The sequence below is a fragment of the Enterobacter cloacae complex sp. P13B genome (assembly GCF_014895915.1).
Lineage (GTDB): Bacteria > Pseudomonadota > Gammaproteobacteria > Enterobacterales > Enterobacteriaceae > Enterobacter > Enterobacter bugandensis.
In genome coordinates this window covers 93,210-115,070 of sequence record NZ_JADBQN010000039.1, presented here as the reverse complement: position 1 = coordinate 115,070, position 21,861 = coordinate 93,210, and the positions used below count along the sequence as shown (strand labels likewise).

Sequence of the window (21,861 nt, the reverse complement as noted above, 5' to 3'; positions counted from 1 at the left end):
AACCCTCTCCCCAAAGGGGCGAGGGGATTGTTCAGTGCTCGCATTAATTTGTGGGGAACCCTCAGCCCACAGGGAGAGGGAGAAAACCGGGTAAGGACGTTAAGCGGAAATCTGCTCCATCGCCTGCAATATACGTTTATCCGAAATCGGATACGGCGTACCGAGCTGCTGGGCAAAGAAGCTGACGCGCAGCTCCTCGATCATCCAGCGGATCTCCTGCACATCTTCATCGTCGCGGCGCGCCGGCGGCAGCTTGTTTAACCACTGCTGCCACGCCTGCTGCACGCTTTCGACCTTGAGCATCTGCGCGCGATCGCGGTGCGGATCGATCGCCATTTTCTCCAGCCGTTTTTCAATCGCCTGCAGATAGCGCAGCGTATCGCCCAGACGCTTAAAGCCGTTGCCGGTGACAAAGCCGCGGTACACCAGCCCCGCCATCTGCGCCTTCACGTCCGACAGCCCCAGCGCCATGGTCATATCCACGCGCCCCTTCAGGCGCTTGTTGATGTTGAACACGGCAGTGAGGATCTGCTCGACCTGTTTGGCAATCTCCACCACGGTGTCGTTCAGCTCGGCGCGAACCTTGTCATGCAGCTTCGCAAAACCTTCTTCCGTCCAGACCGGGCCGCCCGCCTCGTGGATCAGCTTGTCCACGCCGCAGGAGATGCAGTCGTCAATCAGATCCAGCACCTTGCCGTACGGGTTAAAGTAGAGCCCCAGCTTGGCTTTGTTCGGCAGCTTCTCGTGCAGATACTTGATCGGCGACGGGATGTTGAGCAGCAGCAGGCGGCGCAGCCCGCGCCACATCATCTGCTGCTGTTCCTGCGGGTTATCAAACAGTTTGATCGCCACGCTGTCACGTTCGTCCACCAGCGCCGGCCAGGCTTTGACCTTATAGTTGCCGCGCTTCTGCTCGTAGCTTTCCGGAAGCTGGCCAAAGCTCCAGATATGCAGCCCGCTCTGCTCGATGCCGTCGTCCGCCACCGCAGAAAGCGTCTCCTGAACTTTGCCTTTCAGCGCCTCTTTCAGCTCGCTGAGGGAACGCCCTTCCAGCAGCTTTTTGTTTTTATCATTCACCACGCGGAAGCTGATTTTCAGATGATCGGGCACCTGATCCCAGTTCCAGTCTTCGCGGTCGATGGTGGTACCGGTCATGCGGCGGAACTCACGCTCCAGCGCGTCCAGCAGCGGCAGTTCCAGCGGCGTGACGCGGCCCAGAAACGCTTCCGCATAATTTGGCGCTGGCACAAAATTGCGCCGCACCGGTTTCGGCAGGGATTTGATCAGCGCAATCACCAGCTCGCGGCGCAGGCCGGGGATCTGCCACTCAAACCCGCTCTCGTCGACCTGGTTTAACAGCGGCAGCGGAATGTGGACGGTTACGCCGTCCGCGTCGGTGCCCGGTTCAAACTGGTAGGTCAGACGCAGCTTGAGGTTGCCCTGATGCCAGAAGTTCGGGTAGTCGAGCTTGCTGACCGACTCCGCCCCCTCTTTAATCAGCATGCTCTTTTCGAAGTTGAGCAGGTCCGGCGTCGCTTTGCTGGCCTTCTTCCACCAGCTGTCAAAGTGGCGGGCGGAGATAACATCATGGCTGATGCGCTGGTCGTAAAACTCAAACAGCGCCTCATCGTCCACCAGAATGTCGCGGCGTCGGGACTTGTGCTCAAGCTCTTCCACCTCGGCGCGCAGCTTCAGGTTTTCACGGAAGAACGCGTGGCGCGTCTGCCAGTCCCCCTCCACCAGCGCGTGGCGGATAAACAGCTCGCGGCTGAGCGCCGGATCGATCTGGCTGTAGTTGACCTTACGCGCGGCGACCACCGGCAGGCCGTAAACGGTTACTTTTTCGGTCGCCATCACCGCGCCCTGCGCGCGCTCCCAGTGCGGCTCGCTGTACGAGCGTTTCAGCAGGTGCTGAGCCACCGGCTCAACCCATTCCGGGTCGATGCGCGCGGCAATGCGCCCCCACAGGCGGCTGGTTTCCACAAGCTCCGCGACCATGGTCCACTTCGGCGGCTTCTTGAACAAGCCGGAACCCGGGAAGATGGAGAAACGCGCGTTACGCGCACCGGTATATTCCTGCTTATCCGCATCCTTCATCCCGATATGGGACAGCAGGCCGGTCAGCAATGCGATATGTATTTCGCGGTACTCCGCCGGTTCACTGTTCACCGGAATGCCCAGCTCTTTCACCACCTGGCGCAGCTGGGTGTAGATATCCTGCCATTCACGCACGCGCAGGTAGTTAAGGAAATCCACGCGGCACTGGCGGCGGAACTGGTTCGAGGAGAGCGCTTTCTGCTGCTCGCCGAGGTAGTTCCACAGGTTCACAAAGGCGAGGAAATCGGACTCTTTGTCGTGGAAGCGACGGTGCTTTTCGTCCGACGCCTGCTGTTTGTCCATCGGACGCTCGCGCGGGTCCTGAATGGAGAGCGCCGAGGTGATGATCATCGCCTCGCGCACGCAACCGTGCTTTTGCGCTTCCAGCACCATGCGCGCCAGGCGCGGGTCGACCGGCAGCTGGCTGAGCTGGCGGCCCAGCGGCGTCAGCTTATAGATGCTCGCCTGCTCGTCGGTGGTAATCGCTCCGAGCTCTTCCAGCAGACGCACGCCGTCCTGAATGTTGCGCTTGTCCGGCGCTTCCACAAACGGAAACGCCGCGATGTCGCCCAGCCCCAGCGCGGTCATCTGCAGGATAACGGACGCCAGGTTGGTGCGCAGAATTTCCGGGTCGGTAAACTCCGGGCGCGACAGGAAATCGTCTTCGGAATAAAGACGAATACAGATCCCTTCCGACACGCGGCCGCATCGGCCCTTACGCTGGTTAGCAGACGCCTGGGAGACCGGCTCAATCGGCAGGCGCTGAACCTTGGTGCGGTAGCTGTAGCGGCTGATGCGCGCCGTGCCCGGGTCGATCACGTATTTAATCCCCGGTACGGTCAGCGAGGTCTCCGCCACGTTGGTCGCCAGCACGATGCGGCGTCCGCCGTGCGGCTGGAAGACGCGGTTCTGTTCGCTGTTGGACAGGCGGGCATACAGCGGCAGGATCTCGGTGTGGCGCAGGTCGCGCTTGCTGAGCGCATCGGCGGTATCGCGAATTTCGCGCTCGCCGCTCATGAAGATCAGGATGTCACCCGCGCTCTCGTTGCCCAGCTCGTCAACGGCGTCGAAGATGGCCTGCAGCTGATCGCGCTCGGTATCGTCCGCCTCTTCCACAATCGGGCGATAGCGCACTTCCACCGGATAGGTGCGGCCCGACACTTCAATAATCGGCGCATTGTTGAAGTGTTTTGAGAAGCGCTCCGGGTCGATGGTCGCGGAGGTGATGATGATTTTCAGATCAGGGCGACGCGGCAGCAGCTCTTTAAGATAGCCAAGCAGGAAGTCGATGTTCAGGCTGCGCTCGTGCGCTTCGTCAATGATGATGGTGTCGTACTGCATCAGCAGGCGGTCCTGCTGTATTTCCGCCAGCAGGATACCGTCCGTCATCAGCTTGACCATGGTGTTGTCGCTGACGTGGTCGCTGAATCGCACCTTGTAGCCGATGCAGCCGCCCGGCTCCGACTGCAGCTCTTCGGCAATACGATTCGCCACGGTGCGCGCCGCCAGACGACGCGGCTGGGTGTGGCCAATCAGCCCCTTCACCCCGCGGCCCAGCTCCATGCAGATTTTCGGCAACTGGGTGGTTTTGCCTGAACCGGTTTCCCCCGCGACAATCACCACCTGGTGATCGCGGACGGCCTCAAGGATGTCCTGTTTCTTCTGACTGACGGGCAGGTTTTCCGGGTAGGTGATCGCCGGACGCGCGGCTTCGCGCAGCACAACCTTCCCTGCCGCCTGTTCAATCTCTTTGGCCATCTCCTGGTAAATGGCCTGTTGTGCATCAGGATTTTTAACCTTCTTCACGCCGTGCAGCCGGCGGGAAAACCGCTGTTTATCGCGCAGCATCAGGGAATCAAGCTGTTGCAGGAGCATCGGGAAGGTGATTTTGGGTTGTTCTGTCATAGCGTTAACGGGCAGTGCTCTGCCGGATAAAATCTCTTTTTAATGATTGCTATAGAGTACCACATTGACGCTTTTAGCGCCTTATTCAAAAAATTCGAACATAGGCTTCGATATATTGCGCTATCTCTGTGGCAGGATTGTGAATAAAGTGTCAACAAGCAACGGGGCACCCCCCTTCAATCAAATGCAACAACAGGAATCACCCATGAGCAAAGTATTAGTTTTGAAATCCAGTATTCTGGCAGGGTACTCTCAGTCTGGTCAGCTGTCTGATTACTTCGTTGAACAGTGGCGTGAACAGCATTCTGCAGACGAAATCACCGTGCGTGACCTGGCAGCAAACCCAATTCCTGTGCTGGACGGCGAGCTGGTTGGCGCGCTGCGCCCAAGCGATGCGCCACTGTCCCCGCGTCAGCAGGAAGCCCTGGCCCTGTCCGACGAGCTGATTGCTGAGCTGCAGGCGCACGACGTTATCGTCATCAACGCCCCAATGTACAACTTCAACATTCCTACCCAGCTGAAGAACTACTTCGACCTGGTGGCGCGCGCTGGCGTAACCTTCCGCTACACCGAGAACGGCCCGGAAGGTCTGGTAAAAGGCAAGCGTGCGATCGTCCTGACCAGCCGTGGCGGTATCCATAAAGATACCCCAACTGACCTGGTTGCGCCGTACCTGAGCCTGTTCCTGGGCTTCATCGGCATCACTGACGTGAACTTCGTGTTCGCGGAAGGCATCGCTTACGGTCCGGAAGTGGCGACCAAAGCGCAGACCGACGCGAAAGCCGCCATCGACAGCCTGGTAGCCGCGTAAGATTTCCCCCTCTCACCGCCCGGTGGGAGGGTTTTTCTTTTCCCCGCATTTCGCTATCATCCGCTTCCACTCTCCAGCCGGGCGGCCTGATGTCTGCGATTATCGATTCTTTTATTGCTCCACCGTGTCACGGCGACATTGAGATCCTCTGGCAGGATGAACATCTGCTGCTGATTAATAAGCCTTCTGGCCTGCTCAGCCTCTCGGGCAAAAACCCGCAAAACCTCGATTCTGTCCATTATCGTCTGGTCCAGACGTTCCCCGGCTGCACGCTGGTGCATCGTCTGGATTTCGGCACGTCCGGGCTGATGGTGGTAGCGCGCAATAAGGCCATCAACGCGGCGCTTTGCCAGCAGTTCAGCCAGCGCAGCGTGGAGAAAGTCTACAGCGCCCTGCTTTATGGGCATCTGGAAAACGACGAGGGAATAATAGACGCGCCCATTGCCAAAGACCCGGCGCTGTTCCCGCTGATGTCGATCTGCGCCATCAACGGTAAACCCGCCCGTTCCCGCTATCGGGTGGTGGAACGTTTTTTTCGGGGGACAGGAGTGCCGTTAACGCGGGTGGAACTGACGCCGGAAACCGGGCGAACCCACCAGCTGCGCATCCACTGCCAACAGCTCGGGCACCCTATTCTGGGCTGCGATCTGTATGGCGGTCTTGACGCGCCGGGGGCTAAGGAAACGCCCCGGCTGATGCTGCATGCCAGCGAGCTGAATTTTATTCATCCCGTGAGCGGAGAGCCGGTTAACGCCCGCCACGCCGCCCCGTTTTGAACGCGGTTTACCACATCAAATCGTCAGGAATTTTGAAGTCCGCGTACGGATCGTCTTCGTCCTGCTCTTCCTGACTGAGCGCGCTGTTTAACACGATGCTGTCGGCATCGCGCTGGGCAATTTTATCAGCCACCACCGCCGGAATGATCGCGTATTCACAATCGCCGTTTGCATTGAGCACCAGGCGCGCAATGGCCAGACGGCCGTTGATCAGCTGGGTTTGCGTCTGCTTGTCGACCTCAATTTTTTTGATCAGATTACCGTCGGTGAAGTTAAAGGTGATGTTGCCCTTCGCCACGGTGATGCGGTTCATCTCGATCAGCTGCTTCACCTGCGCTTTAAACTCTTTCGCGAGTACGGCCTGCTTCTGCTGCTCGCTCAGCAGCTTGTCACGCTCGATCTGCGCCTTCTTATTCTCTTCTACCGCTTCCCGAGCCTCACGTGCCTGAACGCGTGATTTCTTTGCCGTGCGCTGCACTTTCGCCGCTTTCTTGCTGCTGACCAGGCCCGCTTTCAGCATCTGCTCTTGTAAGGTGAGTTTTGTCATGATCGTTTCTAAACCGGTTGGAAATTTTGGGGATTATAGCGGGAATTGAGGAAAGAGTGCGACATTAGGAGAATCGTAGGGCGTGTAAGCGCAGCGCCACCCGGCAAGAAAGACAGCAACACCGCGAGCATTACACTTCATGAACTTCCCTCATGTTGCATTGAAATTAAGTCACTTCCCCTGCGCCGCGGGCTCAGGCATAAATTATGCATTAGTAACTTCTTAGCAACATGAACTTAGGATGCATAACCACAATGAGCAAAGCTTTCACATATACCCTTAAGCGCAGTTGCTTCGATGAGAATTACAATCCGTCAGAAAATACGCGTACGACCACCAACTTTGCCAACCTGGCGCGTGGGGAAAAACGTCAGGAAAACCTGCGCAATACGCTGGTGATGATCAACAACCGCTTTAACGCCCTGGCGCGCTGGGATAACCCGACCGCCGATCGCTACGCGGTTGAGCTTGAAATCATCTCTGTCGATTTGAACATTGGCGCGGAAAAGCCGTTCCCGGCCATCGAGATTTTGCAGACGTATATTGTCGACAAGAAAAATAACCAGCGTATCGCAGGCATTGTCGGGAATAACTTCTCTTCTTACGTGCGGGATTATGATTTCAGCGTCCTGCTGCTGGAGCACAATAAGAACCAGCAGCACTTCAGTATTCCGGAAAAGTTTGGCGAACTGCACGGCAATATTTTCCGCCATTTTGTGAACTCGCCGGAATACAAAGAGAACTTCAGAAAGGGCCCGGTGATCTGCCTGAGCGTCTCGAGCAAAGACACCTATCGCCGCACCGGTAACCAGCACCCTGTTCTGGGTATTGAGTACGCGCCGGATGGCGAATCGTTAACGGAACTGTACTTCGCCAAAATGGGCCTGAAGGTCCGCTACTTCATGCCTGAGAACAGCGTGGCGCCTTTCGCGTTCTTCTTTACCGGAGACTTGCTGAGCGATTACACCGATCTGGAACTGATCGGCACCATCAGCACGATGGAGACGTTCCAGAAAATCTATCGCCCGGAAATTTATAACGCGAACTCGGCGGCGGGACTGTTTTATCGCCCGGACCTGAACCAGCAGGATCATTCATTAACCAAAATTGTTTATGACCGCGAAGAGCGAAGCCGGCTGGCGATTGAACAGGGTCGATTTACCGAAGAGTATTTCATTAAGCCTTATAAACACATTCTCGAGCAGTGGTCTGATAACTACACGCTTTAATTCATCAAAAAAGGTCTTTTATTATGAAAACATTGCTCCCGACGTCTACGGCTGGCAGCCTGCCTAAGCCGACCTGGCTTGCGCAACCTGAAACGCTCTGGTCTCCTTGGAAACTGCAGGATCAGGAATTACTGGCGGGTAAACAGGATGCACTGCGCCTGTCCCTTGACGAGCAGATCCGTGCGGGAATCGATATCGTCAGCGACGGGGAACAGACCCGTCAGCACTTCGTCACCACCTTTATTGAACACCTGAGCGGCGTCGATTTTGAAAATCGCCAAACCGTGCGCATTCGTAACCGCTACGACGCCAGCGTGCCGACCGTGGTTTCTGCCGTTGCGCGTCAGAAGCCGGTATTCGTGGACGATGCAAAGTACCTGCGCCAGCTCACGGACAGGCCGATCAAATGGGCCCTGCCTGGGCCAATGACCATGATCGACACCCTTTACGACGCGCATTATAAAAGCCGCGAAAAGCTGGCCTGGGAATTCGCCAAAATCCTCAACCAGGAAGCGCGCGAATTAGAAGCCGCGGGCGTGGATATTATCCAGTTCGACGAGCCGGCGTTTAACGTCTTTTTTGATGAGGTCAACGACTGGGGTATCGCCGCGCTCGAGCGCGCCATTGAGGGTCTGAAATGCGAAACCGCGGTACACATCTGCTACGGCTACGGCATCAAGGCCAATACTGACTGGAAAAAGACGCTCGGCTCAGAATGGCGCCAGTATGAAGAGGCCTTCCCTAAGCTGCAAACCTCTAACATCGACATCATCTCCCTGGAGTGCCACAACTCCCGCGTACCGATGGATCTGCTGGAGCTGATTCGCGGTAAAAAGGTGATGGTTGGGGCGATTGACGTGGCAACCAACACCGTCGAAACGCCAGAAGAGGTCGCCGACACCCTGCGTAAAGCGCTGCAGTTCGTCGACGCCGACAAGCTTTACCCCTCAACCAACTGCGGCATGGCTCCCCTCTCCCGTCAGGTGGCTAACGGTAAGCTGAAAGCGCTCAGCGCCGGCGCAGAAATTATCCGCAAGGAGCTCGGCGCGTAATTGCCTTACGTTTGCCAGTACGGCGGCGAGCCGAAAAACGCCACGTAATAATCAATCACCGCCCTGACGTTCAGGGGCGGATGACGTGCGTGAGGATAGATCGCCGCAATATTCAGCGGCTCCGTATTGATAGCGCACGCCATTTCCGGCATAAGAGCGACCAGCTCCCCCCGCTGCAGCCTGTCGCCAATCAGCCAGTCCGGAAACAGGACGATCCCCATTCCACCCAGCGCGGCAATGAGCAGCGACTCCGCATTATTGGACGTCATCAGCGGCGCCACGGGATAGTGCACCCAATTCTCCCCCTTGCGTCGCACAAGCCAGCGATTAGGGCCAGACGAACCGCGATACACCAGGCATTTATGCTGGCTCAGCTCGGCCGGGTCGGCCGGTACGCCGTGTTGACGCAGATACGCGGGCGACGCGGCAAGATGGTAGCGCTGCTGCCCGAAGATGCGGGCGTGGAACGTCGAGTCCGTCAGCGTGCCGATGCGAAAAATGAGGTCGGCGGCATCCCGGTGCGGGTCGATAAAGTCATCGGTCAGCGTCAGCTCTATGGTTAACCGTGGATAACGCTCGGCCAGGCCTGCCAGGCCGGGTGCAACGTGCCTCTGTCCAAAAAATACCGGCCCGTTAATGCGTACCGTGCCCGAGGGTTCGGTCGAACGTTCATCCAGCTCCCGACGCGCCTCTTCGAAGTTATCGACCATCGCCCGGGCATAGCGGATAAAAAGATGCCCGTTTTCCGTGGGGATCACCGCCCGGGTATTGCGATAGAACAGCTGCTGGCCGAGCGCGTCCTCAAGCTGATGAATAATCCGCGACACCTGCGAAGCAGAAATTCCCTCCCGTCGCGCAACGACGGAAAAGTTCTGCGTTTCATAGACGGCAATAAACAGCAGCAGTGAGCGAAGGTTCATGCTTCCGGCATCTGACATTAATGCATTTCCTGCAAAGGTGTTTCCTGCATTATGGCATTTTTCTCACATGTCTACCGACGTAATCTTCTTCGCCTGAAAACGGAGGAAGCATAATGCAGTTTGTATTGATTTTACTGGTGATTGCCGGCGGGATGGGCCTCTCCGTCGAGGCGGGTTTGCTGGGGCCGTTAGGGGGAGAAGTAGGCGATTTATGGGCCACGTTCAGCATTTTCGGGGTCGGCGCCGCGCTGACCTTTCTGCTGATGCTGTTTTTCAGCCCGCGCAACGGTCCGTCGTTTTTCGCACAGCCCGGCTGGCAGCTGCTTGGCGGCGTGCTGGGTCCTGTTTACGTTGTCATTCTGACTATCGCCACCCCCGCTATCGGCATCGCTCTGACGATGATCGGCATTCTGGCAGGTCAGGTTTTTAAAAGCCTGATCATTGACCACTTTGGCCTGCTGGGTACGCCGCACAGGAAGATAAACGCAAGACGCATCGTGGCGCTGGTTTTTATTATTGCCGCACTGGTACTGGTCGCAAAGGGGTAAGCACATGACACTGATGATGATAATTCTGGCCATCTGCGGCGGCGCGACGCTGAGCATACAGGCCGCAATTAACGGACAGCTCGGCAGCAGCGTGGGCGTTTTCAAGAGCGCGTTTCTGACGTTTTCCGTCGGCGCGCTGGTGACCGCCCTGCTCATTTTCTTCTTTGAGCCTAAGCAGACGGTCACGCTGCTGGACGTGCCGAAATGGCAGCTCCTCGGGGCGATGTTCGGCGTGCCCTACATTGTGATCATGGTGCTCGCCGTGCAGCGCATCGGCACCGCCGTCGCCACGGTGGCGGTGATATTCGGCCAGCTCGCCATGAGCATGCTGATAGATAACTTTGGCTGGTTGAACAATCCCGCTATTCCGTTTTCACCGAGCCGTCTGGGCGCGGTGGTGTGCCTGGGGATTGCCCTGTACTTCATCTACTCCAGCAGCAAAACCGGCGATGTTCGCGACTAAGCTTCCGTATTCCGGGTAAAGAACAGCGTCACCGTGGCGACGGTGACGCCAAATTTCTTCATCTCGGTTTTATTGAACAGATGCGTCTCATCCTGCAGGTACATCCAGTCATCAAAGTTCAGCAGCCACGTTTTGCCGTTGGCCTTCACGTTCATTCTGTAATGCCAGTTAAAGGCGTTGCCTGCGGCCTGCCCGGTGGCAACCCCTTCAATATCACCTGCCGTTCCCTCGTAGCGGTCGTTCCCCACGCGGCGAATGTGCCATACCCGCTGCTGCTTCTCGCCGTCGTCGTAAACGAAGCGCTCGTTCAGCGTCAGCGTATCGCCGATGACGTCCCCGGCAATCTCAACGTGAAAGCGGCGGATCTGCTTGCCGCTGCGATCCTGCACCATGCCCCACGCTTCGGTTTTGCCCTGGAAGTAGTGGAAGATATCAAGCCGCGGCGGCTGCTGACGATACTCGGACACCTCCGTACTGCAGCCGGCCAGCAGCATCGTGAATGCCAGCGCCAGCGTCAGAATTCGTTTCATTTTTTGCCTCCGATTAGCTGCTGACGCAGCTCAGGATATTGCGTGCGGGGATCGAGCCAGATGGCCAGAAAGCGGGTGCTGAACGCTTCTGACTGGCGCGGACCGAGCGGAATAAAGGATTTTTGCGCCGACGACGCGCGGTACCAGAACTGCCCCTGCTTATCATTGAGAACAAACGCCAACTGTGAACCCGGCCGGACATCCGGCCACAGGGACTGGAGCATCCTTAGCCAGGCTTCACTTTGCGGTTCCTGCGTCAGGATCCCCTGCGCCTGCCACTGGTCACGGGTCGCCTCAACCAGTTCATCGCGATCTATGTCGCGCGCGTAGGTAATAATCAGCGCCTGATCCTGATCGTCCCGGCTGTAACGGCCATCCGGCGTGCGGAGCTGAGAGGTATAGACCGTGAACGGCCCCCAGGTCAGCGTGGCGTCGCCCACCTTACGCCAGGCCAGCCAGTCGGCGGCCTGAGCACCAGGAACAACCAGCATGAGCCAAAACAGCAGAACCGCAGCCCTCATTTTTGTCTCCCCATTAGCAGGTGGAAAAACAGCATCAGCACCAGCCAGCCCGGCGCCATCCAGCTGACGACGATAAAGGTCGGCTCCAGAAACGTGATGGCGCCCAACCGCTCGCCAATCAGGTAGGCCACCGGGCCTCCCACGGCCGCCAGCAGGGTCAGCAGCCAGCCGGGTAACGTGGTGGTACGCGCAAGCTGCGTCCAGACCACGGCGAACATCAGCCACAATGCCACCATCCATAGCGGCATCAGGGAGTCGCCCGTGAAGGCAATCAGCCCCGTCAGCGCCCAGAGCGCATCCAGCAGGCTGCCCGCCGCGGCCAGCCCAATGGCGTAAAGTCGGTATGCTGACGGCAAAAGCAGGCACGCCAGGATCGCCAGCCCGAGCCAGATAATCAGGCCCTGTTCCCGAAACAGCACTACCAGCGCCCAGTAGAGATCGAACGCGACGGCCAGCAGAAAGACCTGAAGGTAGCGTCTCATACGCGCTCGGCGGTCAGCTGCACCACGCTGATGGTGCGGGCGTTAAACCCGGCTTCGCAGTAGCCGAAGTAGTACAGCCACATGCGGCGGAACCGTTCATCAAAGCCAAGCTTTTCAATCTCCTGCCAGGCGTGGACAAAGCGCTGCCGCCAGTGGGCCAGCGTGCGGGCGTAGTCCGGCCCCATGTCGAAGAGATTGCGCACCACGAAATCGGTGTGGCGCGTCATCAGCTCGTTCATCGCCGTAATGCTCGGCAGGAAGCCGCCGGGGAAAATGTAGCGCTGGATAAAATCGACGCTTTTGCTGTAGTCGCGATAGCGCTGGTCCTGAATGGTGATGGCCTGAATCGCCATCCGTCCACCGGGGCGCAGCCGCGCCTGACAGGTACGGAAGAACATGGGCAGATAGCGTTGCCCGACGGCTTCAATCATCTCTATCGAGACCAGCTTGTCGTACTGCCCGGTGAGGTCGCGATAGTCGCAGAGCAGTACCTCAACCCGATCCTGCAGCCCGGCGCGGGCAATGCGCTCGGTCGCCCAGATATATTGCTCCTGCGACAGCGTGGTAGTGGTCACCCGACAGCCGTAGTGACGGGCGGCGTATTCCGCCATCGCCCCCCAGCCGGTGCCAATTTCCAGCAGGTGATCACCCGGGTTTAGCGCCAGTTGCTCGCACAGGCGCGCCATTTTGGCCTGCTGAGCCGCCGTCAGATCCTGCTCGTCCGCGGTAAACAGTGCGCTGGAGTAAAGCAGTTCCTTATCCAGAAAATGGGCATAGAAAGCGTTGCCCAGATCGTAATGGGCGGCAATATTTTCGCGGGCCTGGGCACGAGAGTTGCGCCGCGTCCAGTGGCGCAGCCGCTCCAGCGGTCGGCCAAGCAGCCGGAACCCGTTCTCCAGACGACCAAGCACCTCGCCGTTGAGGGCCAGGATTTGCAGAAGCGGCGTAAGCTGCGCGGTCTCCCATTCGCCGTCCATCCAGGCTTCTGCGGCGGCAAGGCTACCGCCCGTTAAGACGCGCCAGTAGACGCCGGGCGTGAGGATCTGCACGTCGGCGTGCAGCGCGGAGGATGTCTCGCCAAAATGGAAGGTCTGCGCCCCTTCACGCAGGGTGAGTGAGCCGCCGCGAATGCCGCTTAACAGACGAAACAGCAGCCATCGCGCGATGCGGACGTTGCGCGGGATATCGGGTTCTAGCGCAAAGACGGGATCGGTCATGAGCGTTCACTCCTGCTGACGGGATGGTTATACAGCGGCACGCGCTTGAGCCACAGCCTCAGCGCCTGCCAGTAAATGGCGAAAACGGTTTTCAGAGTCATCAGCGGGATGCGCAGCAGCAGCGCGCGCAGCGCCGGGCGGGTCAGAGGCTCCCGGCGCAGGGACAGCGTGGCGTCAAAGACCTTCGCTTCCTGATGATTTTCAATGTGCATATGCAACGTGTTGTCCGGGTTGTTGAAGCGCCAGTGGTAGACCATGTCCATCGGGTTGAAGGGGGAAACGTGAAACGCTTTTTCCGTGGGCCGGGCATTTTGCCCGTCGACCGCGTAATAATGGCGCTCGTTCCACGGCGTGTTGCGCACCTCCGCCAACACCCAGCGAAGCGTGTTTTCCTGGTCATAGCAATAGTAAAAATTGACCGGATTGAAATGAAACCCGAAGTAGCGCAGCTGCGTCAGAAGCATGACCCGCCCTGCGGGACGTTCCCCGGTCAGGCTCTCCAGCCTGTTCAGCACGTTCTCTTTAAGCGGCGTGCCAAGCGGATAGTCCGCGTCATGGAACGCGGCGGCGGCAAAGCGGTTGCGCCGCACGCCGACGGATGCCAGCAGCGGCAGTTCATCAAGATCCAGCCAGGCCATAAAAACGCCGTAGCTGAATTCATGCGTTTTCGGCTGAAGGCGGCGGTGGCGCAATACGCCGTGATAGAGGCAGCTGTTCATGTCAGTTCCCCTCCCCGGCGGCTATTTCATTGACCACGTCCAGCGCGCTGCGCACGCCGTCTTCATGAAAACCGTTGTACCAGTAAGCGCCGCAGAACCAGCTCCGGTGATGACCGTTGATCTCCCCACGGCGCGCCTGCGCACGCCAGCTTTGCGGGTTAAACAGCGGATGCTCATAGACAAAGCGTTGCATAACGAAGCGTTCATCCACCGGCGCGTCCGGGTTCAGGGTGACGCAGAACAGTGGGCTGCCCGCAGGCAGACCCTGCAGAATGTTCATGTTGTAGGTGACGCAGGCGCTGGCCTGCTCCTGCGCGCTCAGGCGGTAGTTCCAGCTGGCCCAGGCGCGCTGCCGCACCGGCAGCCAGCGCGGATCGCTGTGCAAAACAACCTCGTTGCGCTGCCAGCCGATATCGCCCAGCACTTCGCGCTCTGAGGCGGTTGGGTCGTCAAGCATGGCCAGCGCCTGGGCTGAGTGGCAGGCAAATATCACCTGGTCGAAGGTGTGGCTGCCGTTTTCAAGCTGGAGCGTGACCCCGTGCGCATGGCGGCTCACCCGCAGAACAGGCGTGTTCAGGTGCAGCGTCAGGCGGTCGCCCAGTTTTTGCAGCATGGCGCGGATATACTCCCGCGAGCCGCCCGGCACCACGTACCACTGCGGACGCTGGGTGATATCCAGCAGGCCGTGGTGATGAAAGAAGCGCAGGAAGAGCGGCAGCGGGAAACGCTTCATCTCCTGCAGCGATGACGACCAGATTGCAGCCCCCATCGGCAGAATGTAGTGGCGCGCAAAAAACGGCGTGAAGCCGTGCTGGTCCAGAAACGTCTGCAGCGTGGCGTTCGGATCGACTTCCCCTTCAAGCGCCTGTTTCGCCAGGCGGTTAAAGCGAACGATTTCGCCCAGCAGACGCCAGAATGCCGGATTCACCAGGTTTCGGCGCTGGGCAAACAGCGACGTCAGGGTGTGGCCGTTGTACTCAAGCCCCGTCTCGGGGTTGTGTACTGAAAAGCTCATCTGTGTTTTTTGCCCGCTGATACCGAGCTCGCTGAGCAGGCCCATAAAGCGCGGGTAGGTGCGGTCGTTGTAGACAATAAACCCGGTATCGATCGCGTATGTGCCCTGGGGCGTTGAGACGTCAACCGTCGCGGTATGGCCGCCGGGCGTGGTGCCCGCTTCAAACAGGGTTACCTGATGATGCCCTGCCAGCCGCCAGGCGCAGGTCAGCCCGGCGATGCCGCTGCCGATAATTGCAATGTTCATGAGCGCACCATCCTGCGCAGCAGCGTGCGCTGCAAAAACGCGGGCAGCCCAGAGAGCAGCCGCAAAATAAGGCCAAACCCGGCCGGAAACGCGATATGCATTTTGCCCTTTGCCAGCCCGGTACGGATCGCCTTTACCGCTTCGTCAACGCTCACCCTACCCGGCATGGCAAAATCGTTTTTGCGCGTCAGCGGAGTATCGACAAAGCCCGGAGAGACGACCGTCACGGCAATCCCCTTTGGCTCCCAGTCCAGACGCAAACTGTCGGCAAACCAGCTCAGCGCCGCTTTGGACGCGCCGTAGGCCTCTGCCCGCGGGAAGGGAAGCCAGTGGGCCATCGAGCTCACCAGCACCACGCGGTTACCGGCAACCAGCTGCGGCTGCAGCGCGGCCAGGCAGTTCACTGGCCCGAGAAAATTAGTGGTCATGACCCGCTCCACTAGCGCCGCATCCACCACGCCGCCGTCGAGATATTCGCAGGTACCGGCGCAGAGAATAACCAGATCGGCGTAAACGCCGCTCAGCGCCTGGCGACAGGCGTCCCTGTCTGTCATATCGAACAGGCGAACGGTGAGATTGGGGCAGGTCTGATGCAAAACTTCCAGACGCGCCGGATCGCGCCCGCAGGCAATCACGTGGTAGCCGTCAGCGGCAAAGGACTTCGCCAGCCCCGCGCCGATGCCCGAGCTTGCGCCGGTAATCAGCACCGTCTTCATGATTTGACCCTCCGCTTCACGCCGCGTACCGCCCAGCCCAGCAGAGGGAGGTGTTCGTAGATCATCTCTCCCGCATCGTAGAAGTCCCGCTGACGCGTGATGAGATTGTTTTCGGTGTCCACCACCGAACATCCGGGCAGTTCAAGCGGCTCGCCTCCGGCAATGCGCGGATGCGACCAGTGCATTACCCAGGTGACAACAAACCGGTTCCCGCTGCAGAGCGGCGGATCGATGACAAAACGGCACTTCTCGACGTTTGCCAGCAGATGGGTGAAATAGCGCTGAAGCGCGAAAATACCGTTGTGCTCGCCGAACGGATCGATAAGGGTGGCATTCGAATGGTAAAGCCCGACCAGCGCGGTCGGCGGCTGGCTATCCAGTGCGGCGTAGTACTCAATAAACCGACTCACGACAGAGGGCAAAGTGCTCATGGGTCACATCCTGGCTGTAAACAACGTGGCGTAATCGCATAATTAAAACTTACACAATTAACGTTATTTGTCCAAGTTTGTGCAAGTTTATTTTTTATTACCCATAAATATCAACAATTTGAAAACTCGATCATTTGACGGTTTTGTAGGCCGGGTAAGGTGTAGCCGCCACCCGACTTTCACTTTCAGGTTATCCTTAAGGCAAATTCAGCCGTCATCTTCCAGGCTTATCCTTTTTATTCATAAGAATGCCTGACATGAAACGTTTCTTTCTCTCCCTATTCTCAAGCCCGGAATCCTTACTGCAGGTGATGAGTCAGCAGGAAATTATTGAAGCCGTGGAAGATGGCGACCGCATCATTATCGACCAGGACGGGAACGCCTCGGTGAACTACAAGAGCAACGAGGTGCGGCAGGACTTTCTGCGTCACGTCAACACGCTGAAGAGGGCCTGATATGGGAACGGCGATATTTATGGTGCTGATGGTCTGCGGGTACTGGTACACCAGCCGCGACCTGTCGACCCGCTTTAAAATCAAGCGTTCCTTCGGCTGGGACGTCTATTTTCTCGTCGCGCTTTACGGCTGTATTTTCGTTTTGCAGGGCGTAATCGCCACGGGATTGCTCTGGCTGCTGCTGTTCGCCCTTTCCGCCGCCAACAACGCTTTTCACTTTGCCTCACCGAAATACACCGACTGGCAAATCGACTTTATGAACTGGAGTTTTTTAGGCATTCAGGCGCCGGTGGTCGTGATGCTGGCGTTTGCCATTCTGTTTTGCCTCTACCGCTCTAACTGGGCAGGCAGCGCCAGGCTGGACGGCGAGAGTCGGAAAAAGCTCTACAAACGGCTTGCGCAGGCGAGCGGGATTGAACAACTGCTCTATCAGTGTATGGAGCAAGGCGAGCTGGCGCAGGTCACACTCCGGTCGCGGCGGATTTACGTCGGCATGATCCACACCGCGACGCTGGAATATGAAAAAACGGCCAATATCGTGCTGATCCCAATGTTGAGCGGGTACCGGGATGCGAAGACGATGAATCTGCGTATCGAGAATAATTACAGCAAGTGGTATGCGGAGCATGACATCACGCTCGACTCTGAACCCCGCAGCGCCATGTCATTCCGCAAGGTGATTTTGCTTAATCAGATTGAGAGCATCTCGCTGTTCGATCCCGCCAGCGCCAGCGCGCTGTCGCTGGCACAGCGGGACGAGAGTCAGACGTCCCCATAATTTTGAGTACGCTCTGCTGGGAAGCGTGCACGACGAAAGGCGAATGACACATCATTTACGGTGATGTTAACGGTTGCGCATTTTGATAAAGATCCCAGCGGTTGCCGTAAATATCTTCAAACACCACCACCGTACCGTACTCTTCCTCACGAGGTTCTTCGCAGAAATGAACGCCTTTTGCTTTCATGGCATGGTAATCGCGCCAAAAGTCATCCGTCTGAAGGAACAGGAAAACTCTGCCACCGCTTTGATTACCGATAAAACCTTCCTGCCTTTCGTTAGAGGCACGAGCCAGCAGGATATTGCAGTCGCTTTCCGGGTTGGGTGAGACGACTACCCAGCGTTTCCCCGGCTGGGGCGTATCCTCTACGAGGGTAAAACTCAGCCTTTCGGTGTAGTATTCAATGGCGCGATCGTAGTCATCAACCACGATAGCCACGCATCCCAGGCATCGTTTCTGCGTTCTCATATTTTTCGTTTCCTTTGCATAAATAGCTTACCGATTCGGTGAGTCGATATTCCAGCTACCGTAATACTTGCTCCACGCCGCTTGCGGCAGATTCAGGATTTATTTCTGACCGGTCAACGCCTCTAACCCACTTTTTAACACATTTATTACCGTCTCTGAATCCATGCCCATTTGTGCATGAATAATGGCGCCGTCAATAAGCAGCATGATTTCATTAACGACGCGCTCATCAGCGATCTTCGTCAGCGACGCAATCATATTTTTAGTTTCGATTTTATGATCGCGGCATATCGCTTTTATTTCGCTTTCTATATCCTCGGATTTGGCTTCTGCGCTGGCATTAATAAACGCGCAGCCGTGGAACTCGGGCGAAATAAACCATTCATAAAGGGTTGCAGATATCGCATCAGAAGGTATTTCGCCTTCATCAAGATGTCGACGCAGCGTGGTCTCAAACCAGTTAATCCATATTTCATGTCGATAGTGCAGGTAGGCGAGAATAAGTAAACTTTTACTCGGAAAATGGCGATAAAACGTCACCTTGGTCACCTTCGCCTCTTTAATCAGCGTATCCACCCCCGTCGCCCTAAAGCCATTAGAATAAAACAGATCGTGCGCCGTCAGTAATATTTTATCCCTGACGCTGATTATTGCTTCGTTGCCTGCGTGCTCGGTTTTCACTTTTCGGTAGCCTCAAAACGGATGTTGACAGCGTTATTTTTCAGGCATAGATTAGCGCAAGTAGACAGACCTGTCTACATCATCACACAGAGGTTATCGCTATGAACACTCGTCCTCCATTACCGCCCTTCACTCGCGAAAGCGCCATCGAAAAAGTCAGACTGGCCGAAGATGGCTGGAACAGTCGCGACCCGGCAAAAGTCGCGCTGGCCTACACGCTGGACACCCAGTGGCGCAACCGCGCGGAGTTCGCCACCAACCGCGAGGAAGCCCAGGCGTTTCTGGCGCGGAAATGGAAAAAAGAGCTGGATTACCGCCTGATTAAAGAGCTCTGGGCATTTACGGACAACCGGATCGCGGTGCGCTATGCCTATGAATGGCATGATGATTCCGGCAACTGGTTCCGCTCGTACGGCAATGAAAACTGGGAGTTCGAAGCGGACGGACTGATGAAGCGTCGTTTTGCCTGCGTAAACGACATGCCGATAAAAGAATCTGAACGCCTGTTCCACTGGCCGCTGGGCAGACGCCCTGACGATCACCCTTCGCTGAGCGAGCTGGGCCTGTAGGCGTGGAGAGGTTGCGCAGCGCGCCCTGAGGGACAAAGGATGCCGCTGCGCGCTGAAAGCGTGTAAACTACCATGAGTAGATAACACACCCGAGGCAAGCATGGTTGTTAAGCGCTTAAGAAAAGAGGACCGCCGCGTGCAGCTCCTGGAGGTTGCGCGAGGGATCGTGCGTCAGCAAGGCACGGAGGCGTTGACCCTTGGCTATCTGGCAGAACGGGCTAACGTGACCAAGCCTATCCCCTACGACCACTTTGGCGATCGTGAGGGGCTATTGATGGCACTGTATCAGGACTATAGCGATCGGCAGCTGGCGAAATTCCGCGAGACGCTGGCGGTAGACAGCAAAACGCTGGAGAAGACGATCCGCTTTTTCAGCGCGGCCTATATCGACTGTGCCATTGCCGCCGGGCCTGAAACCGGGCCAATCGCCGCGGCGCTGTCCGGTTCTCGCGCGCTGCAGACGTTTCGGGAAGCATGCGTGGCCGAATGTGCCGACTGCCTGCGTACCGCACTTTCCCCGTTTATCGTCTTAAAAGGCGTTCAGGGGGAAGCGGTACTGACGGCCATTATTGGCGCGGCGGAGGCGCTCAGCACCGCGGCAGGCAACGGCGTGCTCGCCCGAAACGTTGCGGAAGATACGCTCTGCGGCGCCATGACCGGGGTGCTGGAGACCTACGCGAATAGCACAAAATGATCGTCGGGGGCGGATTGACACCTAAGTTACCAATAGTAATATAGGCATCACTTCTCCCCCATCTGGAGGTCGCTATGTCTGCAACCCATGCCATTAAAAACGCGCTGATCGTGACGGCACACCCGATCGACAATTCGTTATCCCATACGCTGGCAGCCCGTATTGCCGGGAAATTACGCGAGGAAGGTACGCAGGTTGAGATCGCCGATCTGCATTCTGAAGGGTTTAATCCGGCGATGACCCGCGCCGATCTCGATTTGTATCACGGCGATCCGAGCGCCCTTCCCGACGATATTCTGCGCGAGCAAAAGCGCGTCGAGCGCGCGGATATGCTGGTATTCGTCTTCCCGGTGTACTGGTGGTCGGTTCCCGCGCTGTTGAAAGGCTGGTTCGATCGCGTGTTAACCCTGAACTGGGCGTATAAGGTGGCCGACGACGGCCGGATTGTGGGCAACTTACGTGATGTTCCCGTCCGCCTGATTGCCACCGGCGGTAGCGATCTTACCGGCTTCGACAAACACGGCTATTCGACGGCGATTCAGACGCAGATAATCGAAGGGGTATTTGGCTTCTGCGGGTTGAAGAACGTTAAGCTCGAAATCCTTTACCAGGCAGACACGGCTACGCCCGAGCAGGTTGAGGAATTCCTGCAAAGACTCGGCGGCATCCAGTAAACCATACGGTTCTGGCGCGCTTTCTGCGCGCCGGGAACACTACAGGAAAATTACAGGGTAAAACGCCTATCACCCACCTGCGCCTGGGCGTACCATTTCATCAACTCTACAGTACCTGGCGCGTTCTCAGCAGGCGACCACGGGGCGGTATCGTGCTCAGGCACGGGCTGATACGCCCCGTGTTTTACCTCAAAAATGACGCCGCCTTTATCCAGCGACAGCACGGCATGCCAGGTTCCGGCATCCATCTCCAGGACTTTACACTCTTCGCCTAACACCACGCGCCGGGTCACGTTTCCGCTGTCGTCAAAATTCAGCACCAGAAAGCGACCGCTCAGCGCCGTCAGCAGTTCAAACGTGTGCGGATGGCGATGGGGGCGGACATAGGTACCGGGTTCCATTGCAATGGCCAGGCGCTGCACCGGGTCGCTCAGGTCAGGGTGTAAATTACGGTGTGCGCGTAAGCGAGGAGAATGTGCGGCCTGCTCGCTTTGCTGCTGCAGGTCACTAAAAGTAATTTGTTTCATATAAGCCTTTGAGAATGTGGCGATTAACGGCAAGCCGATTGCTGCACGACGTTATACCATCCTGAAAAGCCGATAAGCTAAGGCATTTGTGAAACAAAACGCTGCCGTGAGAGGATCTGCAATGTTGGAGCCCAGAGCGCCACATTGAGTAAAACTCACATTAATGCCAACTATTTATCGTTTTTCAAACATAACCGCACTGAAATACCATCCATTTACCCCTGGTATACCGCTGTCAAAAACAGATAGCGACGTAAAAACAATAAATAATAATGTGCGGATATGGAGCACCTATGACACTCGATGTTTTATTCCATTTAATGAAAACCCTCTCACCAGAAAAAAGCACCGCTGATGAAAAAATACCTGCGCTAATCACCTTACTTTCCTCAGAAAGTCATCGTTCAGAAGCGCTTTCGCCATTTATACATCGACTGCACCTGCTCTCATTTGCTCAGAACGCTCCCGGCAATGCCGAGGAGCTACTCTCAGCACATATTACAAAAGACGACGGACTCTTCCCCCAGCCTGACTTCGCGGACTGGCCACGGGTGCGTTACGCCGAGTCCGGTGAAGTACAGACGCCGGAATCAGAAGAGTATTTTCGTAAAATGACCTCGGCTGCCAATGTGCTACGTTCTTCGCTGATCGACGAAGAGCGCGCAAAGGGAACGCCAGCGCTTTATATTCTGGATAAATTACTTAACCTGAATAGCGCACTGCCGGAAAGATATAAGAAGATGGCGAATATACCCTACGCGTAAACTTATTAAACAGGATAGTCCGTAA

At 57.1% G+C, this 21,861-nt stretch carries 26 protein-coding genes; 12 read left to right on the top strand and 14 right to left on the bottom strand.

Annotated elements, in window-relative coordinates; genetic code table 11:
* Nucleotides 1-99: 99 nt before the first annotated feature.
* Nucleotides 100-4,002 (bottom strand): ATP-dependent RNA helicase HrpA, encoded by a 3,903-nt coding sequence (hrpA, locus tag IM273_RS16945; protein ID WP_193050044.1) that lies wholly within the window; start codon nucleotides 4,000-4,002, stop codon nucleotides 100-102.
* Nucleotides 4,003-4,207: 205 nt separating this feature from the next.
* On the opposite strand from hrpA, the gene azoR reads away from it, so the two are divergent.
* Nucleotides 4,208-4,813 (top strand): FMN-dependent NADH-azoreductase, encoded by a 606-nt coding sequence (gene azoR / locus IM273_RS16940; protein ID WP_008502313.1) that lies wholly within the window; start codon nucleotides 4,208-4,210, stop codon nucleotides 4,811-4,813.
* A gap of 89 nt (nucleotides 4,814-4,902) precedes the next feature.
* Complete coding sequence (locus IM273_RS16935) at nucleotides 4,903-5,589, top strand: RluA family pseudouridine synthase (protein ID WP_193050046.1); 687 nt, start codon at nucleotides 4,903-4,905, stop codon at nucleotides 5,587-5,589.
* A 7-nt stretch (nucleotides 5,590-5,596) separates the two neighbouring features.
* Here the strand turns inward: IM273_RS16935 and IM273_RS16930 are convergent, their stop codons facing one another.
* Nucleotides 5,597-6,136, bottom strand: a complete 540-nt coding sequence (locus tag IM273_RS16930) for a DUF2058 domain-containing protein (protein ID WP_028013071.1) — start codon at nucleotides 6,134-6,136, stop codon at nucleotides 5,597-5,599.
* A gap of 254 nt (nucleotides 6,137-6,390) precedes the next feature.
* On the opposite strand from IM273_RS16930, the gene IM273_RS16925 reads away from it, so the two are divergent.
* Together IM273_RS16925 and IM273_RS16920 are read left to right on the top strand one after the other, a co-directional pair.
* Nucleotides 6,391-7,365, top strand: coding sequence for a DUF1852 domain-containing protein (locus tag IM273_RS16925; RefSeq protein ID WP_048956426.1), 975 nt, complete (start codon nucleotides 6,391-6,393; stop codon nucleotides 7,363-7,365).
* A gap of 23 nt (nucleotides 7,366-7,388) precedes the next feature.
* Nucleotides 7,389-8,417: a methionine synthase gene (locus IM273_RS16920; RefSeq protein WP_028013067.1), complete on the top strand. Its 1,029-nt coding sequence runs from the start codon at nucleotides 7,389-7,391 to the stop codon at nucleotides 8,415-8,417.
* Nucleotides 8,418-8,422: 5 nt separating this feature from the next.
* Here the strand turns inward: IM273_RS16920 and IM273_RS16915 are convergent, their stop codons facing one another.
* The gene (locus IM273_RS16915) at nucleotides 8,423-9,355 is read right to left on the bottom strand and encodes a LysR family transcriptional regulator (RefSeq protein WP_047365246.1); all 933 of its coding nucleotides are present in this window, start codon (nucleotides 9,353-9,355) and stop codon (nucleotides 8,423-8,425) included.
* Between the two features lie 95 nt (nucleotides 9,356-9,450).
* Here IM273_RS16915 and IM273_RS16910 point away from each other — a divergent pair, with 95 nt between their 5' ends.
* A complete protein-coding gene (locus IM273_RS16910) occupies nucleotides 9,451-9,885 on the top strand; it encodes a DMT family transporter (RefSeq protein ID WP_028013065.1) in 435 nt (144 codons plus the stop codon).
* 4 nt (nucleotides 9,886-9,889) lie between these two features.
* Nucleotides 9,890-10,348 (top strand): DMT family transporter, encoded by a 459-nt coding sequence (locus tag IM273_RS16905; protein WP_028013064.1) that lies wholly within the window; start codon nucleotides 9,890-9,892, stop codon nucleotides 10,346-10,348.
* On the opposite strand, the gene IM273_RS16900 is transcribed toward IM273_RS16905, so the two are convergent.
* The 8 genes from IM273_RS16900 to IM273_RS16865 are packed head-to-tail and all read right to left on the bottom strand — an operon-like array spanning nucleotide 10,345 to nucleotide 16,225.
* Entirely contained in the window at nucleotides 10,345-10,878 is a 534-nt protein-coding gene (locus IM273_RS16900; RefSeq protein ID WP_193050048.1) for a DUF3833 domain-containing protein, read from the bottom strand. The two genes, IM273_RS16905 and IM273_RS16900, sit on opposite strands and share 4 nt — an antisense overlap.
* On the bottom strand, nucleotides 10,875-11,399 hold the full coding sequence (locus IM273_RS16895) for a hypothetical protein (RefSeq protein ID WP_063942507.1): 525 nt from the start codon (nucleotides 11,397-11,399) through the stop codon (nucleotides 10,875-10,877). Before IM273_RS16895 ends, IM273_RS16900 begins: the two co-directional genes overlap by 4 nt.
* Nucleotides 11,396-11,881, bottom strand: a complete 486-nt coding sequence (locus tag IM273_RS16890) for a DUF2878 domain-containing protein (protein WP_028013061.1) — start codon at nucleotides 11,879-11,881, stop codon at nucleotides 11,396-11,398. Before IM273_RS16890 ends, IM273_RS16895 begins: the two co-directional genes overlap by 4 nt.
* Nucleotides 11,878-13,098 carry a cyclopropane-fatty-acyl-phospholipid synthase family protein gene (locus IM273_RS16885; RefSeq protein WP_063942508.1) on the bottom strand — a complete coding sequence of 407 codons (1,221 nt, stop codon included), beginning with the start codon at nucleotides 13,096-13,098 and terminating at the stop codon, nucleotides 11,878-11,880. Before IM273_RS16885 ends, IM273_RS16890 begins: the two co-directional genes overlap by 4 nt.
* Nucleotides 13,095-13,817, bottom strand: coding sequence for a DUF1365 domain-containing protein (locus IM273_RS16880; protein ID WP_045261402.1), 723 nt, complete (start codon nucleotides 13,815-13,817; stop codon nucleotides 13,095-13,097). Before IM273_RS16880 ends, IM273_RS16885 begins: the two co-directional genes overlap by 4 nt.
* 1 nt (nucleotide 13,818) lies before the next feature.
* The gene (locus tag IM273_RS16875; RefSeq protein WP_193050049.1) at nucleotides 13,819-15,078 is read right to left on the bottom strand and encodes an NAD(P)/FAD-dependent oxidoreductase; all 1,260 of its coding nucleotides are present in this window, start codon (nucleotides 15,076-15,078) and stop codon (nucleotides 13,819-13,821) included.
* Nucleotides 15,075-15,794 (bottom strand): SDR family NAD(P)-dependent oxidoreductase, encoded by a 720-nt coding sequence (locus IM273_RS16870; protein WP_193050051.1) that lies wholly within the window; start codon nucleotides 15,792-15,794, stop codon nucleotides 15,075-15,077. The genes IM273_RS16875 and IM273_RS16870 overlap by 4 nt, the downstream gene beginning before the upstream one ends.
* Complete coding sequence (locus IM273_RS16865) at nucleotides 15,791-16,225, bottom strand: nuclear transport factor 2 family protein (RefSeq protein WP_041910128.1); 435 nt, start codon at nucleotides 16,223-16,225, stop codon at nucleotides 15,791-15,793. The genes IM273_RS16870 and IM273_RS16865 overlap by 4 nt, the downstream gene beginning before the upstream one ends.
* A 257-nt stretch (nucleotides 16,226-16,482) precedes the next feature.
* On the opposite strand from IM273_RS16865, the gene IM273_RS16860 reads away from it, so the two are divergent.
* On the top strand, nucleotides 16,483-16,680 hold the full coding sequence (locus IM273_RS16860) for a hypothetical protein (protein ID WP_024908361.1): 198 nt from the start codon (nucleotides 16,483-16,485) through the stop codon (nucleotides 16,678-16,680).
* Nucleotide 16,681: 1 nt separating this feature from the next.
* Complete coding sequence (locus IM273_RS16855) at nucleotides 16,682-17,458, top strand: hypothetical protein (protein WP_028013055.1); 777 nt, start codon at nucleotides 16,682-16,684, stop codon at nucleotides 17,456-17,458.
* Nucleotides 17,459-17,513: 55 nt separating this feature from the next.
* On the opposite strand, the gene IM273_RS16850 is transcribed toward IM273_RS16855, so the two are convergent.
* The gene (locus IM273_RS16850; protein ID WP_193050053.1) at nucleotides 17,514-17,927 is read right to left on the bottom strand and encodes a VOC family protein; all 414 of its coding nucleotides are present in this window, start codon (nucleotides 17,925-17,927) and stop codon (nucleotides 17,514-17,516) included.
* A 99-nt stretch (nucleotides 17,928-18,026) separates the two neighbouring features.
* Nucleotides 18,027-18,608 carry a TetR/AcrR family transcriptional regulator gene (locus tag IM273_RS16845; RefSeq protein WP_192971029.1) on the bottom strand — a complete coding sequence of 194 codons (582 nt, stop codon included), beginning with the start codon at nucleotides 18,606-18,608 and terminating at the stop codon, nucleotides 18,027-18,029.
* Between the two features lie 101 nt (nucleotides 18,609-18,709).
* Between IM273_RS16845 and IM273_RS16840 the strand changes: the two genes are divergently transcribed.
* The 3 genes from IM273_RS16840 to IM273_RS16830 all read left to right on the top strand — a co-directional run bounded on the left by IM273_RS16840 (nucleotide 18,710) and on the right by IM273_RS16830 (nucleotide 20,545).
* Nucleotides 18,710-19,177, top strand: coding sequence for a nuclear transport factor 2 family protein (locus IM273_RS16840; protein ID WP_193050056.1), 468 nt, complete (start codon nucleotides 18,710-18,712; stop codon nucleotides 19,175-19,177).
* Between the two features lie 100 nt (nucleotides 19,178-19,277).
* Entirely contained in the window at nucleotides 19,278-19,871 is a 594-nt protein-coding gene (locus IM273_RS16835; RefSeq protein WP_193050057.1) for a TetR/AcrR family transcriptional regulator, read from the top strand.
* Nucleotides 19,872-19,945: 74 nt separating this feature from the next.
* Nucleotides 19,946-20,545, top strand: a complete 600-nt coding sequence (locus tag IM273_RS16830) for an NAD(P)H-dependent oxidoreductase (protein WP_193050060.1) — start codon at nucleotides 19,946-19,948, stop codon at nucleotides 20,543-20,545.
* A 50-nt stretch (nucleotides 20,546-20,595) separates the two neighbouring features.
* On the opposite strand, the gene IM273_RS16825 is transcribed toward IM273_RS16830, so the two are convergent.
* On the bottom strand, nucleotides 20,596-21,072 hold the full coding sequence (locus IM273_RS16825) for a WbuC family cupin fold metalloprotein (RefSeq protein ID WP_028013049.1): 477 nt from the start codon (nucleotides 21,070-21,072) through the stop codon (nucleotides 20,596-20,598).
* 293 nt (nucleotides 21,073-21,365) lie between these two features.
* Here IM273_RS16825 and IM273_RS16820 point away from each other — a divergent pair, with 293 nt between their 5' ends.
* On the top strand, nucleotides 21,366-21,836 hold the full coding sequence (locus tag IM273_RS16820; protein ID WP_193050062.1) for a hypothetical protein: 471 nt from the start codon (nucleotides 21,366-21,368) through the stop codon (nucleotides 21,834-21,836).
* Nucleotides 21,837-21,861: the final 25 nt, after the last annotated feature.